At 64.5% G+C, this 13911-nt stretch carries 12 protein-coding genes; 8 read left to right on the top strand and 4 right to left on the bottom strand.

The features are described from left to right. The first annotated feature begins 13 nt into the window (after positions 1-13). The 4 genes from B2U07_RS00800 (at position 14) to B2U07_RS00785 (ending at position 2327) form a co-directional block, all read left to right on the top strand. On the top strand, positions 14-1180 hold the full coding sequence (locus B2U07_RS00800; RefSeq protein WP_275545052.1) for a zinc-dependent alcohol dehydrogenase: 1167 nt from the start codon (positions 14-16) through the stop codon (positions 1178-1180). Positions 1181-1291: 111 nt separating this feature from the next. Then, positions 1292-1636, top strand: coding sequence for a YgaP family membrane protein (locus tag B2U07_RS00795; RefSeq protein ID WP_197855676.1), 345 nt, complete (start codon positions 1292-1294; stop codon positions 1634-1636). Positions 1637-1707: 71 nt separating this feature from the next. After that, the gene (locus B2U07_RS00790) at positions 1708-2130 is read left to right on the top strand and encodes a hypothetical protein (protein ID WP_275545053.1); all 423 of its coding nucleotides are present in this window, start codon (positions 1708-1710) and stop codon (positions 2128-2130) included. Further along, positions 2127-2327, top strand: coding sequence for a metallothionein (locus B2U07_RS00785; protein ID WP_197855678.1), 201 nt, complete (start codon positions 2127-2129; stop codon positions 2325-2327). The genes B2U07_RS00790 and B2U07_RS00785 overlap by 4 nt, the downstream gene beginning before the upstream one ends. Positions 2328-2591: 264 nt before the next feature. On the opposite strand, the gene B2U07_RS00780 is transcribed toward B2U07_RS00785, so the two are convergent. Next, entirely contained in the window at positions 2592-2972 is a 381-nt protein-coding gene (locus B2U07_RS00780) for a Rho termination factor N-terminal domain-containing protein (protein ID WP_197855679.1), read from the bottom strand. Between the two features lie 171 nt (positions 2973-3143). On the opposite strand from B2U07_RS00780, the gene B2U07_RS00775 reads away from it, so the two are divergent. From B2U07_RS00775 to glgB, 4 genes are all read left to right on the top strand, one after another. Then, positions 3144-3656, top strand: coding sequence for an MgtC/SapB family protein (locus B2U07_RS00775; RefSeq protein ID WP_197855680.1), 513 nt, complete (start codon positions 3144-3146; stop codon positions 3654-3656). Between the two features lie 158 nt (positions 3657-3814). After that, a complete protein-coding gene (locus tag B2U07_RS00770; protein WP_275545054.1) occupies positions 3815-5797 on the top strand; it encodes an alpha-1,4-glucan--maltose-1-phosphate maltosyltransferase in 1983 nt (660 codons plus the stop codon). Between the two features lie 16 nt (positions 5798-5813). Next, entirely contained in the window at positions 5814-9119 is a 3306-nt protein-coding gene (treS, locus tag B2U07_RS00765; RefSeq protein WP_275545055.1) for a maltose alpha-D-glucosyltransferase, read from the top strand. After that, a complete protein-coding gene (glgB, locus tag B2U07_RS00760; protein ID WP_275545056.1) occupies positions 9116-11278 on the top strand; it encodes a 1,4-alpha-glucan branching protein GlgB in 2163 nt (720 codons plus the stop codon). The genes treS and glgB overlap by 4 nt, the downstream gene beginning before the upstream one ends. A gap of 296 nt (positions 11279-11574) precedes the next feature. On the opposite strand, the gene B2U07_RS00755 is transcribed toward glgB, so the two are convergent. The 3 genes from B2U07_RS00755 to B2U07_RS00745 form a co-directional block, all read right to left on the bottom strand. Further along, positions 11575-11988: a CBS domain-containing protein gene (locus tag B2U07_RS00755; RefSeq protein WP_197855684.1), complete on the bottom strand. Its 414-nt coding sequence runs from the start codon at positions 11986-11988 to the stop codon at positions 11575-11577. 65 nt (positions 11989-12053) lie between these two features. Beyond that, complete coding sequence (locus B2U07_RS00750) at positions 12054-12824, bottom strand: alpha/beta hydrolase family protein (protein WP_296275491.1); 771 nt, start codon at positions 12822-12824, stop codon at positions 12054-12056. Continuing rightward, positions 12821-13909 (bottom strand): DUF3182 family protein, encoded by a 1089-nt coding sequence (locus B2U07_RS00745; RefSeq protein ID WP_419096312.1) that lies wholly within the window; start codon positions 13907-13909, stop codon positions 12821-12823. Before B2U07_RS00745 ends, B2U07_RS00750 begins: the two co-directional genes overlap by 4 nt. Between the last annotated feature and the right edge of the window lie 2 nt (positions 13910-13911).

The following is a 13911-nucleotide window of genomic DNA, read 5'->3' as shown; positions in this document are numbered from 1 at the left end:
CGGGAGAAGCCTCATGCAAGCATTGACCTATCACGGCAGTCACGATGTACGGGTGGAACGGGTACCTGACCCGATCATCGAACAGCCCGACGACATCATTCTGCGAGTTACCGCCACGGCGATCTGCGGCTCGGATCTGCACCTGTATCGCGGCAAGATTCCGCAGGTCAAGGAGGGCGATATCTTCGGCCACGAGTTTATGGGCGTGGTCGAGGAGGTCGGCCCGCAAGTCACCGCAGTCAGCAAGGGCGACCGGGTTATCGTGCCTTTCGTCATTGCCTGCGGCGACTGCTTCTTCTGCCAGATGGACCTGCATGCGGCCTGCGAAACCACCAACCCGGGGCGCGGCGCGATTCTCAACAAGAAGCAGATTCCGTCAGGCGCGGCACTGTTCGGCTACAGCCATCTGTATGGCGGCGTGCCGGGCGGGCAGGCCGAGCTGGTACGCGTGCCCAAGGCCAATACCGGGCCGTTCAAGGTGCCGGACGTGCTCGATGACGAGCAGGTGCTGTTCCTCACCGACATCCTGCCCACCGGCTACCAGGCGGCCGTCAATGCCGGAGTCAAGCCCGGCAGTCGCGTGGCGATCTACGGGGCCGGCCCGGTGGGACTGATGAGCGCTGCCTGCGCGCGCATGCTCGGGGCCGAGCAGATCTTCATGGTCGATCATCACGATTACCGCCTGGCCTATGCCCAGCAGACCTATGGCGTGATACCGATCAACTTCGACGAGGTCGACGACCCGGCCAGCGCCATCATCGAGCAGACGCCAGGGCACCGCGGCGTGGATGCGGTGATCGACGCGGTGGGCTTCGAAGCCAAGGGCAGTCTTACCGAAACCGTGCTGACCACGCTCAAGCTGGAGGCCAGCAGCGGCGTGGCGCTGCGCCAGTGCATCGCGGCCGTGCGCCGTGGCGGCACGGTGAGCGTGCCGGGCGTCTATGCAGGCTTCATCCACGGCTTTCTGTTCGGCGACGCCTTCGACAAGGGGCTGACGTTCAAGATGGGCCAGACCCATGTTCACCCGTTGCTGCCAACATTGCTGGAGCATATCCAGCGGGGCGAGCTGAACCCGGAAATCATCATCAGTCACCGCATGTCGCTGGCCGATGCGGCCGAGGGTTATCGCCTGTTCGACTCGCGGCGCGAGCAATGCCGCAAGGTGATTCTGCGGCCCTGAGCCGGAATCGACCGCTGGCCCGATTCTCTGAACCTTTGGCGCCCGATAGGCCTTCTAAATCTCACGGGCGCCGCAATTGGCCTTCGTCATGCAACCATCAGGAGAAATGCCATGTCATTGACCCAAAACGTCCCTCGTATCGAACGCGCCATCTCGCTCGCTACAGGCGCTACTGCCATCGTCGCTGGTGTCTGCCAGGGCGGGACTTCGGGTGTGCTCAAGGCCCTTGGCGGCGCCGCGCTGCTGCAGCGTGGGCTGAGTGGGCACTGTGTAGTCAAGGGGCTGATCAGCGACCCCAAAGCCGAACTGGAGTGCCTGCGCGAGCGCGTAGCCGAACTGCGCGCCGCACTGCCGCGCCTGCAGAAGGAAGTGGATACCTTGAAAGGGCGCCAGGATAGCCGCCTGGACCATGCCGTCGAGGAAACCTTCCCGGCCAGCGACCCGATCTCGCCATAAGCCGAGCGTACGGGCGATGGCGCTAGTGCGCCGTCGCCACACGTGACACCTGTCGATCGAAGGAGGCATCCATGAAAGACACCACCCCAGGTCCAACCCAGGAACAGATCGATGAAAAGGCGCTGGACTTCACCGATGACGAAGACAGTCTCGGTACGGGCGAGCCCTCGTTGCAGCAGACTGCGCGTGCGTCGTCCGGCAGCGAGGAGGAAATCGGCCTGACCGGTGCCGCAACGCTCGGCGAAAGCGAGCACGAGGACAACGTAAGCCTCGATGATATGAGCCCGGATACCCTGATCGACGACAGCGGCGCGCGCTCACCATTCGAGCGCGGCGGCGATGGCGCCAACGATGAAGAGCTCAGCGTGGTCGACGAGACCGAGGTCGGTGGCGGTTTCGGCCTCGACGAAGCGGAGCTGGCACGCTCGGCGCCACTCGACGGCAAACCCTGGAGCGACGAGGTGGTACCCACCGACGAGGAGCGCAAGCCATGAACGCACCTACCTGCGCCTGTCCACACTGCGATTGCACGGCGGAGTCCCGCGACTGGGTGCACGAAGTTGCGGGCGATGATCTGGTCTACTGCTGCGAGGCCTGCATGCAGCGCCATCCCAAAGGCATGGTGCAGTGCCAGAGCGCTGGCTGCGACTGCGGCGAGCGGGTGGCGCGTGAACGGGAGCAAACTCCCTAGCTTCTGTTCGAGAAGCCGTCGCGCACGGGTCAGGCGATGCACAAAGCAGGTGAAAAACGGACGGGCTCGCATTCGAATTTACGAGCGAGCAATCCGAATCCGTTTTTGACGACGCCTCAATGAGCGTCGGTGCTTTTCATAGAGGGCGCTGAAACTAGCACCGTTCGATCAGAGTCATGCGCGTTTGATCCCGTCTCCCATACCTGGGAGACGGGCCGGGTATAGCTGAAAATACCGCCAAACTGCTGCCACTGCGCGCCGCCTTCAGGCAGCGTGCTTGCGCAGCGCCTGCAGCAATTCGTCCTTGCGCATGCTGGAGCGGCCAGCGATGTCGCGCTTGCGCGCCAGGTCCATCAGCTCGGTCTTGTTCATCGCCTCCAGGCGCTGGCCCGGCCGCGGTTTGCCTTCACGGGTGGCCGCCGCACGATGTGCCGATGAACTACGTGCTGCCTTCTTGCTGGCCGCGCTGGTCTTGCGTCCGGAACCGCCAGCCTTGTCGCCACCACCGGACTGCTTGTTGACCGTGGCCCAGGCCCGCGCCTCGGCCTCATCCTGCGGGATGCCGCGATCCTTGTAGCTGTCCTCGATGTGTTCGGCCTTGCGCTTCTGTTTCTCGGTGTACTTGTCTTTGCTGCCACGTGGCATGAGCGTTCTCCCGATTCGCCATGCAGCGGAATTGCCCATGGCGCCTATTCGCAATGAATGCACGGCAGGGCGATTGGTTCCCCGTTTCGGATAACCGGGCGGCGCGGATCAAGCGAACCTCTTGGCGCTTTCTTCGCTCAGAACAGGAACGCTTCTGCAGAGTTGACGCATATGGACATCCTTGAGCGAATTCTTACCACCCTGGTGCAGGAATTTTCCGACCTTGGCCAGGTGGAACACATCACCCGCGCCACGTTGCGCCTGGTCCTGGCCATGGTTCTCGGTGGCCTGCTCGGCTACGAGCGCGAGGTGATGGGCAAGGCCGCCGGCATTCGCACGCACATGCTGGTGTGCCTGGGCGCGGCGATCTTCGTCATGGCCCTGGAGCAGGACGGCGCCGAAGCCGACGCCATGAGCCGGGTGATTCAGGGTATCGCTGCCGGTGTGGGCTTTCTCGGCGCGGGCACCATTCTCAAGGGGCAGAACATCTCCGACGTCAAAGGCCTGACCACCGCAGCCGGCCTGTGGGCTTCGGCGGCCATTGGCGTTGCCGTCGGCCTTGGTCGGGAAGCCACTGCGGTGCTGTCCACGGTGGTCGTGCTGGTGGTGCTGCATCTTATGCCGCTGATGGTCGATCCGAACGTCAAGGTCAAGCCGGATGACGAGAACGATCCCAGGCCATGAGCACAGGCAATGAACGCTTCGACCGGGCAAAAACTGCCTGAACTTTTCTCGCGGCTACGGCCTCGGTATTTCATGCAGGCCCAGCGTCTCTCTCGCGGCTCATGGCCTGCTCACCAATCCCTTGAAAACGTCCGCCAGGCGTAGAGGAGCCAGGAAAGATGCCGTCCCCGCAGCATGCCGACCAGACCGTTACTCACGCCATCGCCCAGCCTCGGCTGGCCATCGAAGCGGTTCAACCAACCATCGAGGGTGGCCGCTTCGCCAGCAAATGCCAGTGTGGCCGGCCGCAGCCGGTCAGTGCGGTGATCTTCAGCGACGGCCATGAGCAGCTGGCCGCCGACCTTTTGTGGCGCGCCAACGGCGAAGCCACCTGGCAGCGCACGCCGATGCAGGCGCTGGGCAATGACCGCTGGAGCGCCACGTTGCACATCGACCAGCAGGGCCGCGGCGAATTTGCCATAGAAGCCTGGCTGGACGTGTACGCCAGCTTCCGCCAGGAGCTGGTGAAGAAGCTTGGCGCCGGCGTGCCGGTGGAACTGGAACTGCAGGAGGGCGCCGATCTGGTTCGGCGCATCGCCGCGCAGGCGCCGGAAGGATTGCGTGCCGAACTGGCGGCGCTGATCGAGCGCATGGAGGCCTCGCAGTCACAGGCCGAGCGCGAAGCCGTGCTGATCGACCCGTCTGTCAACGATCTGATGCGCCGCGCCGAGTATCGTCCGCACCTGCTGCGCACGCCGAACTACCCGCTGGACGTCGAGCGCAGCCTGGCCGAATTCGCCAGCTGGTACGAGCTGTTTCCCCGCTCGCTGGGCGACGAGCAGCGCCACGGCACGTTCGCCGACGTGCATGCACGTATTCCAGAAATCGCCCGAATGGGCTTCGACGTGCTGTATTTTCCGCCCATCCATCCCATCGGCCGGGCGCACCGCAAAGGGCCGAACAACAGCCTCAAGGCCGGCCCCAACGACCCAGGCAGTCCCTATGCGATCGGCAGCGAGGAGGGCGGCCACGAGGCTGTGCACCCGCAGCTCGGCAGCCTCGAGGATTTTCGTCAGCTGGTCCGTGTGGCCCGCGACCACGGCCTGGAAGTAGCGCTGGATTTCGCCGTGCAGTGCTCGCCCGATCACCCCTGGCTCAAGCAGCACCCTGGCTGGTTCAGCTGGCGGCCGGACGGCAGCATTCGCCATGCCGAGAACCCGCCGAAGAAGTACGAGGACATCGTCAACGTCGAGTTCTATGCCGAAGCGGCCATGCCTGATCTCTGGCTGGCATTGCGCGACGTGGTGCTGGGCTGGGTGGAGCAGGGCGTTACGCTGTTTCGCGTCGACAATCCGCACACCAAGCCGATGCCATTCTGGGAGTGGCTGATCGCCGACGTGCGTGAACGCCATCCCGAGGTGATTTTCCTCTCCGAGGCCTTCACCCGCCCGGCGATGATGGCGCGTCTGGGCAAGCTCGGCTTCAGCCAGAGCTACACCTACTTCACCTGGCGCAACACCAAGGCCGAGCTGGAGACCTATCTGACCGAACTGAATCAGGCGCCCTGGCGCGACTGTTACCGGCCGAACTTCTTCGTCAACACGCCGGACATCAACCCGTATTTCCTGCAGCGCAGTGGCCGCCCCGGCTTTCTCATCCGCGCCGCGCTGGCGACCATGGGTTCCGGGCTGTGGGGCATGTATTCGGGCTTCGAACTGTGCGAGGCCGAGCCGGTGCCGGGCAAGGAGGAGTACTTCGATTCGGAGAAGTACCAGCTGCGCCCACGCGACTACCAGGCACCCGGCAACATCAACGCCGAGATCGCCCGACTCAACCAGATCCGCCGCGAGAACCCGGCGCTGCAGACCCACCTGGGCTTCCAGGCCTACACCGCGTGGAACGACAACATCCTCTACTTCGGCAAGCGCACCGCGGATCTGAGCAACTTCATCCTGATCGCCGTCAGCCTCGATCCGCACCACGCCCAGGAGGCGCATTTCGAACTGCCGCTGTGGGAGCTGGGCCTGCCTGACGACGCCGATCTGCACGGCGAAGACCTGATGAACGGTCACCGCTGGACCTGGCACGGCAAGGTGCAGTGGATGCGTATCGAACCCTGGCACCTGCCATTCGGCATCTGGCGAATCCAGACCGTAGGCTGAACAACGGAGTAGCACCATGGCCAAGCGCAGCGCCGGCAAGACCTTTCTCAACGACCCGCAGTGGTACAAGGACGCGGTAATCTACCAGGTCCACGTAAAGTCGTTCTTCGACGCCAACAACGACGGCATCGGCGACTTTCAGGGCCTGATCGACAAGCTCGACTACATCGCCGACCTCGGCGTCAACACCCTCTGGCTGCTGCCGTTCTACCCGTCGCCACGCCGTGACGATGGCTACGACATCGCCATGTACCGCGGCGTGCATCCGGATTACGGCTCGTTGAGCGATGCCCGGCGGTTCATCGCCGAGGCGCACCGGCGCGGCCTGCGCGTGATCACCGAGCTGGTGATCAACCATACCTCGGACCAGCACCCCTGGTTCCAGCGTGCGCGCCGGGCGAAGAAGGGCTCCAAGGCCCGTGACTATTACGTCTGGTCCGACAGCGACGAAAAATACGCCGGCACGCGGATCATCTTCATCGACAGCGAGAAGTCCAACTGGACCTGGGACGCGGTGGCCGGCCAGTACTTCTGGCACCGTTTCTACTCGCACCAGCCGGACCTCAATTTCGACAACCCCAAGGTGCTCGAAGCCGTGCTCGGTGTGATGCGCTTCTGGCTCGACATGGGCGTTGACGGCCTGCGCCTGGACGCCATCCCGTACCTGATCGAGCGCGACGGCACCAGCAGCGAGAACCTGCCGGAGACCCACTCCGTGCTCAAGCGCATCCGTGCCGAACTGGACGCGCGTTACCCGGATCGCCTGCTGCTGGCCGAGGCCAACCAGTGGCCGGAGGACACCCGACCGTACTTCGGTGAAGATGACGAGTGCCACATGGCCTTCCACTTCCCGCTGATGCCGCGCATGTACATGGCTATCGCCCAGGAAGATCGCTTTCCGATCACCGACATCCTGCGCCAGACGCCGGAAATCCCGCCCAATTGCCAGTGGGCGATCTTCCTGCGCAACCACGATGAGCTGACCCTGGAGATGGTCACCGACGATGAGCGCGACTACCTGTGGAACTACTACGCCGCCGACAGCCGCGCGCGCATCAACCTCGGCATTCGCCGGCGTCTGGCGCCGCTGGTAGGGCGCGACCGCAGGCGCATCGAGCTGCTCAACAGCCTGCTGCTGTCGATGCCTGGCACGCCGACGCTGTACTACGGCGACGAGATCGGCATGGGCGACAACATCTACCTTGGCGACCGCGACGGCGTGCGCACGCCGATGCAATGGTCGGTGGACCGCAACGGCGGCTTTTCCCGTGCCGACCCGGCCAGCCTGGTGCTGCCGCCGATCATGGATTCGCTGTATGGCTTCCAGACCATCAACGTCGAGGCGCAGGCGCGCGACCCGCATTCGCTGCTCAACTGGACACGGCGCATGCTCGCCATCCGCAACCAGCACAAGGCCTTTGGCCGTGGCTCGCTGACCATGCTGGCGCCGAGCAACCGGCGCATTCTCGCCTACCTGCGCACGCATCGCGGCGAGGATGGCAATGAGCAGCAGATCCTCTGCGTGGCCAACCTGTCCAGTGCGGCGCAGGCCGTCGAGCTGGAGCTGGCCGACTACTGTGATCGGGTGCCGGTAGAGATGATCGGCGGCGCCTCGTTCCCGCCCATAGGCCAGCTCACCTACCTGCTGACGCTGCCGCCGTACGGTTTCTACTGGTTCTACCTGGCCGACGCCTCGCAGATGCCCAGCTGGCATCTGAAGCCGGTCGAACGTATGCCTGAACTGCAGACCCTGGTGCTCGGCCGTACCCTGAGCGAAGTGATGGAGGGGCGTGCGCGGCAGACGCTGGAACGTGAGTCGCTGCCGCTTTATTTGCCCAAGCGCCGCTGGTTCGCGGGTGAGCAGCAACCGTCCGCCGCGGTCAGCCTGCTGTACGTGATGCCGTTGGCCGAGGGCGCCAATGCGCCGCTGCTGGCCGAGGTGCAGGTGACCGGCGCGGCCGGCGTCGAGCACTACCGCCTGCCGCTTGCCGCGGTGCCCGAGCGCGCCGAGGGCAACGACCTGCCTCAGCAACTGGCGCTGGCTCGTCTGCGCCGCGGCCGCCACGTCGAGCTATTGACCGATGCCTTCAGCCTGCCGCAGTTCAGCCAGCAAGTGCTGCGCCTGCTGCGCGAACAGGCAGTACTGCGCACCAGCGGCGGAGAACTGCAGTTCCGCGCCGAGGCAGCGCTACTGGCGCTCGACAACCTCGACAAGAGCGACGTCAAGCTGCTCTCCGCGGAGCAGTCCAACAGCTCGGCGCTGATCGGCGAGCAGGTGCTGCTCAAGCTGTTGCGCCGCGGTTTTGCCGGCATCCATCCGGAAGTGGAGATGGGCCGTTTTCTCAGCGATCACGGTTACGCCAATGTCGCGCCTTTTCTCGGCGAGGTGGTACGGGTCGACGAGGACGGCCAGCCTCATACCCTGATGGTGGCGCAACGGTATCTGGACAACCAGGGCGACGCCTGGCAATGGACGCTCAATACCCTCGACCGGGCGATCCGCGACGAACTGGCCGGTGGTACCGCCGATCCCGATGTCGATGCACTTAGCGAACTGGAGAAATTCGCCGGTGTGCTCGGCAAGCGCGTTGGCGAAATGCACGCAGTGCTGGCGCGGCCGGTGGAAAGTCCGGATTTCGGCTACCAGCTCAGCAGCGAGCAGGACAGCGCCCGCTGGGCCGAATCCATTGCTGCGCAACTGCGGGACGCCTTGCAGGCGCTGAAAAAACAGCGTGACGGCTTGAGTCCGGTGACTGCCGACCAGGCCGACTGGTTGCTGGCCAGGGAAACGCCTTTGCTGGCAGCGGTCGAGCGCCTGGCGACGCGAGCCGCAGGCGGCCTGCGCATCCGCGTGCATGGCGACCTGCACCTGGGCCAGGTGCTGGTAGTGCAGGGCGATGCCTACATCATCGATTTCGAAGGCGAGCCCAACCGCTCGCTGGAGGAGCGACGCCAGCGCCACAGTCCGTTCAAGGACGTTGCCGGCATGTTGCGCTCCTTCGACTACGCGGCTGCGGTAGCGCAACGCAATGTCGGCGGCGTGGACGGCGCGGTGGATGCCCAGCAGGTGGTGCGCGGCGTCGTGGCGCGCTACCGCGAGCAGTCGTGCAAGGCCTTCCTCGATGCCTATCGCCTGGCCGCCAACGGGCTGCCTCACGAATGGTACGAACGCGACGGCGAGGGCGCAGCCCTCGACCTGTTCTGCCTGGAAAAGGCCGTCTATGAAATCGTCTACGAAAGCGGCCACCGCCCCGACTGGCTCGATGTCCCGCTGCAGGGACTGGTGGATCTCGCTCATCAACTACCTGGAGTGCGAACTTGAATCAGATCAGAGTGCAGCGCCTGCAACGCGCCGAGGACGGCGATCCGTTCAGCTTCCTCGGGCCACATCCGCAGGGCGACGAGACCCTGGTACGGGTTTGGCAGCCGGGTGCCGATGCCGTCGACCTGCTGGCCAGCGATGGCTCGCCACTGGGGCGCATGCACTGCAGCGACCCGGAGGGCCTGTTCGAGCTGCAGCTGCCCCAGTCGCAGCGTTACCGCCTGCGCATCCATTGGCCAGGCAGCGTGCAGGAAACCGAAGATCCCTATGCCTTCGGCCCGCTGCTGGGTGACACCGACCTCTACCTGTTCGCCGAGGGCAATCACCGTCAGCTGTGGCGTTGTCTGGGTGCCGCACCGGTGGAGCATGAAGGCGTGCCTGGCGTGCGCTTCGCCGTTTGGGCGCCCAATGCACGGCGGGTGTCGGTGGTCGGCGACTTCAACAGCTGGGACGGCCGCCGCCACCCCATGCGCCTGCGCTACCCGGCGGGCGTGTGGGAGCTGTTCATCCCGCGCCTGCAGCCGGGCGAGTGCTACAAGTACGAAATCCTCGGCCCGAACGGCGTGCTGCCGCTGCGTGCCGATCCCATGGCGCAGGCCACCGAGACGCCTCCGGCCACCGCCTCAAAGGTGCCGCAGGGCGAGAGCTTCGCCTGGCAGGACCAGCAGTGGATGAGCGAGCGCGAGCAGCGCCAGGCATCGCAGGCACCTCTGGCGATCTACGAGCTGCATGCCGGCTCCTGGCAGTGGCAGGACGATCAGGCACCGGACTGGGACGCGCTGGCCGAGCGGCTGATTCCCTACGTGCAGGACATGGGGTTCACGCATATCGAGCTGATGCCGATCATGGAACATCCGTTCGGCGGCTCCTGGGGTTACCAGCCGCTGTCGATGTTCGCGCCCACCGCGCGTTTCGGCAGCCCGCAGCGCTTCGCCGCCTTCGTCGATAGCTGCCATCGCGCAGGCATCGGCGTGATCCTCGACTGGGTGCCGGGACACTTTCCCAACGACGCCCACGGCCTGGCCGAGTTCGACGGCACCGCGCTGTATGAGTACGCGCACCCGTTCGAGGGCTTTCACCCGGACTGGAACACCTGCATCTACAACCTCGGCCGCACCGAGGTGCACGGTTTCATGCTGGCCAGCGCGCTGTACTGGCTGCGCGAATACCACGTCGACGGCCTGCGCGTGGATGCAGTGGCTTCGATGCTCTATCGCGACTATTCGCGTGAAGCGGGGCAGTGGATTCCCAACCGCCACGGCGGGCGCGAGAATCTGGAGGCCATCGAATTTCTCCAGCATCTCAACGAAGTGGTGCACAGCGAAGTGCCCGGCGCACTGGTGATCGCCGAGGAATCAACCGCCTGGCCCGGAGTCAGCCGCCCGGTGCAGCAGGGCGGCCTGGGCTTCAGCCACAAATGGAACATGGGCTGGATGAACGACAGCCTGAGTTACATCCAGCAGGACCCTATGTACCGCCTGCACCATCACCATCAGATCACCTTCGGCTTGCATTACGCCTTTTCCGAACGCTTCATCCTGCCGATCTCCCACGACGAGGTGGTGCACGGCAAGCGCTCGTTGCTCGGGCGCATGCCCGGCGATCGCTGGCAACAATTCGCCAACCTGCGCCTGTTTCTCGCGCTGATGTGGAGCCACCCGGGCAAGAAATTGCTGTTCATGGGCTGCGAGTTCGGCCAGTGGCGCGAGTGGAACCACGACCAGCAACTGGACTGGTACCTGCTGCAGTATCCCGAGCATGCGGCCGCCCAAGCGCTGCTACGTGAACTGAATCGCCTGTACCGCGCAGAGCCGGCGATGCATCGCCTCGACGATCAGGACAGCGGCTTTCAGTGGCTGATTGGCGATGACGCGCGCAACAGCGTATTCGCCTGGCTACGCAGGGGCGGCGAGGGCAGCGCGCCGCTGCTGGTGGTGCACAACTTCACCCCGCAGGTGCTCGACGGCTACCGCATCGGCGTGCCGCACGCCGGCCGCTGGCAGGTGCTGCTCAATACCGATGAGCGCCGCTGGAGCGGCTCGGGCGCCGGCACGCAGGGCGAACTGCACAGCGAGCAGATGGCCGCTCACGGCCAGACCGACTCGTTGAATCTGCAGCTGCCGCCGTTGGGCACATTGATTCTGCGACCGGCGCAATAAGCGTCGCCGCTGAAGCGCCTCCCACAGAGAGCGAGATGTAACGTGGGAGTGATGATGCTCCGGCCCAACAAGGCGCCGGGCTCATAGTGGGAGAGGTTTAGCCAATCGCGGCTAGCAGGCTGTTGAAAAACTACCTGCGTTGGCAATACCGCGTTAAAAACGGCCTCGCGTGCGAGCCCAGTCAAAATGCTCATTTACAGCACGTAAACTGCGCTTTTTCGGCCGTTTTTGCCTTGTCTTGCCTGCCTCGCCTACGTTTTTCAGCGGCCTGCTAAAGCCCCTCCCAAAAAGGTGGGTCAGTGAGCGGAAGTCACGCCGCGCAGCACGGTGTCGTTGGCCATGCGGCTATGGCCGGAGGCGATATTGCCCAGCGAGACCACGCCCACCAGGCGTTTTTCGCGGTTGAGCACCGGCAGCCGACGTACCTGGATATCCGCCATGTTGGCGGCCACATGCTCGACATCTTCGTCATCGAAGCAATAGCGCACGTTGCTGCTCATCACCTGACGTACCGGAGTATTGCCGTCCAGTCCGGCGGCCACCGCGCGCACGGCGATGTCGCGGTCGGTGACCATGCCGATCAGCCGATCGCCCTCGTTGATCAGCAATGCACCGCTGTCGATATCGGCCATCAGTTTGGCGGCATCGCGAATGCTGCGCTCGGGGTCGAGGGTGCGAACGTTGCGAGTCATGATCTTGCTGATTTTCATCGGTGTCTCCTGTGGCAGTTGAAAGGGCGAATGCCCGAGATGAACCGCGGCGAGATCACGGCGATTCAGGAATAGCGCACCAGATGGTGTGGGTAGTCGCCTACCCGTGCGCCTACCACCATCTCGCTGACCCAATCGATCAGGATGCGTGTATAGGCCTGCTGGTGGCGGTCCTCGCTGAGCCCGTGGTCGGCGCCGGCCATGGTCCGGTGGGTCAGCGAGTGCGCCTTGTCGAAGGCGTTGCGATAGCTCATCAGCGTGGTGTGCGGGACGAAATCGTCGTGCTCGGACTCCACCAGCAGCACATCCCCGCGAAATTCGGAGCAAGCGCCGAGCGCCAGATTGTCCTGCGCGCTCAGCGGCGTGCGGCGGTACTCGGCCAGGCGCGCGACGTCCAGCTTGCGTTTGGGCAGTTGCCATTGCTCGTCCCAGTACAGCGCCGGCACTCGCAGAGCCAACCAGCGCACCGGACGCCGCACGCTGAGCAGGGTGGCGAGGTAGCCGCCGTAGCTGGTGCCGATCACTGCGATGCAATCGGGGTCAACCGCTTCGTGTGCAGCCAGCAGATCGTAGGCGGCGAGGATGTCAGCCAGATTGTCCTCGCGCGATACCTGCTCCTGCGCCTCGATGTTGCGCTCATGCCCGCGCAAATCGAAGGTCAGGCACACGCAACCCAACCCGGCGATGCCACGGGCACGCGCCAGATCGCGTTGCTGGCTGCCGCCCCAGCCGTGTACGAAAAGCACACCGGGCACCTTATTCGGGGGTGTCAGCAGGGTGCCAGCGATGTGCTGATCCTCCACCAGAATGTCCAGGCTCTGGCTACAGGCGCTCATAACGGGCCTACCTTGACGTACTTGGTCAGCGGGCCGTCCTTGCTGTCCTGTCCGTGATAGAGACAGATCGCGCCCGCTGGCGGGGGAACGTCCCGATAATATTCATGGGTCGAGGCCTGTAGCGTTTGCAGTTGCGCGTCATTCATGAATGCCTCCAGGGCAAAGATTTCCGCCGCACTGGCACCGCCGACGCGCCAGGACTGTTCCAGCACGCCACTGCGTGACTGCCCTTGCGCATTCAGCCCCTGCGCCACGTCGTAGTTGCGCCGCGAGGTCTGGATCGAGGGGTAGACCTGCAGCGCCGCCAGTTCGAATATGCGCGCCTGCTGTACAGCGAGGCGCACGGCGCGCGGCAGATCCAATGTCATCAGAGCCAGGTAGTCGCCGCGCACCAGAGTCAGTTGCGAGCCGCCATAGACCTGATTGCCCTGGCCGTCATCGGTCAGCTGCTGGGTGCCGTGGTAGCTCAAGGTGACGCCCGCCACCCGGATCTGGCCGACGCTGTAGGTAGTGGGCTGCTGCAGGTCTTCTTCCAGGACCAGGCCCTGTTCCATCACACGCTGCTCATCCAGCGCCGCCAGTGCGTTGTCCAGCTCGGTACGCGAACGCACTGCCTGCTGACCCCGGCCACCGGTGCCGTCGACCGGCTTCAGGCGAATCGGCCCATCGCGCAACAGGCGTTGCCCTGCCTCGGCAGCGTCCTCCAGATCAAAAACGCTGAAGCCCTGCAAAGTGACGCTCTCGACCTGCCGGGCGAAACGCTCGGACCAGCCCACAGGCAGGTGGCGAGGGGCGTCGAGGCTTGGGTGGCTGATGGCCTTGGTGGCGAGAAAGGCGTGTTCGACCTGCCCGCCGAAGAAATCCTCAGGTCCATCGATGCCCAGCGCTGCGACATCGCCGACCATCGTGTCTTCGGGCAGGAAATAGTGGTGGCCGCGAATCTGGGTGCCCGGCTGGTGCGGACCGAGGAAGGGACAACCGAGTAGTTTTGCCAGCTTTTCGCCGAGCAGACGCTGTACCGTGCGTTCGTGGTCCATATGCCGGACGGTGCCAGGCAGCAGGAGCAAGCCGTTGTAATTACCCATCA

Source organism: Pseudomonas sp. UBA7530, from assembly GCF_002479365.1.
GTDB lineage: Bacteria > Pseudomonadota > Gammaproteobacteria > Pseudomonadales > Pseudomonadaceae > Aquipseudomonas.
This window is presented reverse-complemented; position numbering and strand designations above follow the sequence as displayed.

Bases quoted from the DNA above. Each gene is read 5' to 3' on its own strand.
- B2U07_RS00800 (WP_275545052.1), top strand. From the start codon at position 14: ATGCAAGCATTGACCTATCACGGCAGTCACGATGTACGGGTGGAACGG.
- B2U07_RS00795 (WP_197855676.1), top strand. From the start codon at position 1,292: ATGTCATTGACCCAAAACGTCCCTCGTATCGAACGCGCCATCTCGCTC.
- B2U07_RS00790 (WP_275545053.1), top strand. From the start codon at position 1,708: ATGAAAGACACCACCCCAGGTCCAACCCAGGAACAGATCGATGAAAAG.
- B2U07_RS00785 (WP_197855678.1), top strand. From the start codon at position 2,127: ATGAACGCACCTACCTGCGCCTGTCCACACTGCGATTGCACGGCGGAG.
- B2U07_RS00780 (WP_197855679.1), bottom strand. From the start codon at position 2,972: ATGCCACGTGGCAGCAAAGACAAGTACACCGAGAAACAGAAGCGCAAG.
- B2U07_RS00775 (WP_197855680.1), top strand. From the start codon at position 3,144: ATGGACATCCTTGAGCGAATTCTTACCACCCTGGTGCAGGAATTTTCC.
- B2U07_RS00770 (WP_275545054.1), top strand. From the start codon at position 3,815: ATGCCGTCCCCGCAGCATGCCGACCAGACCGTTACTCACGCCATCGCC.
- treS (WP_275545055.1), top strand. From the start codon at position 5,814: ATGGCCAAGCGCAGCGCCGGCAAGACCTTTCTCAACGACCCGCAGTGG.
- B2U07_RS00755 (WP_197855684.1), bottom strand. From the start codon at position 11,988: ATGAAAATCAGCAAGATCATGACTCGCAACGTTCGCACCCTCGACCCC.
- B2U07_RS00750 (WP_296275491.1), bottom strand. From the start codon at position 12,824: ATGAGCGCCTGTAGCCAGAGCCTGGACATTCTGGTGGAGGATCAGCAC.
- B2U07_RS00745 (WP_419096312.1), bottom strand. From the start codon at position 13,909: ATGGGTAATTACAACGGCTTGCTCCTGCTGCCTGGCACCGTCCGGCAT.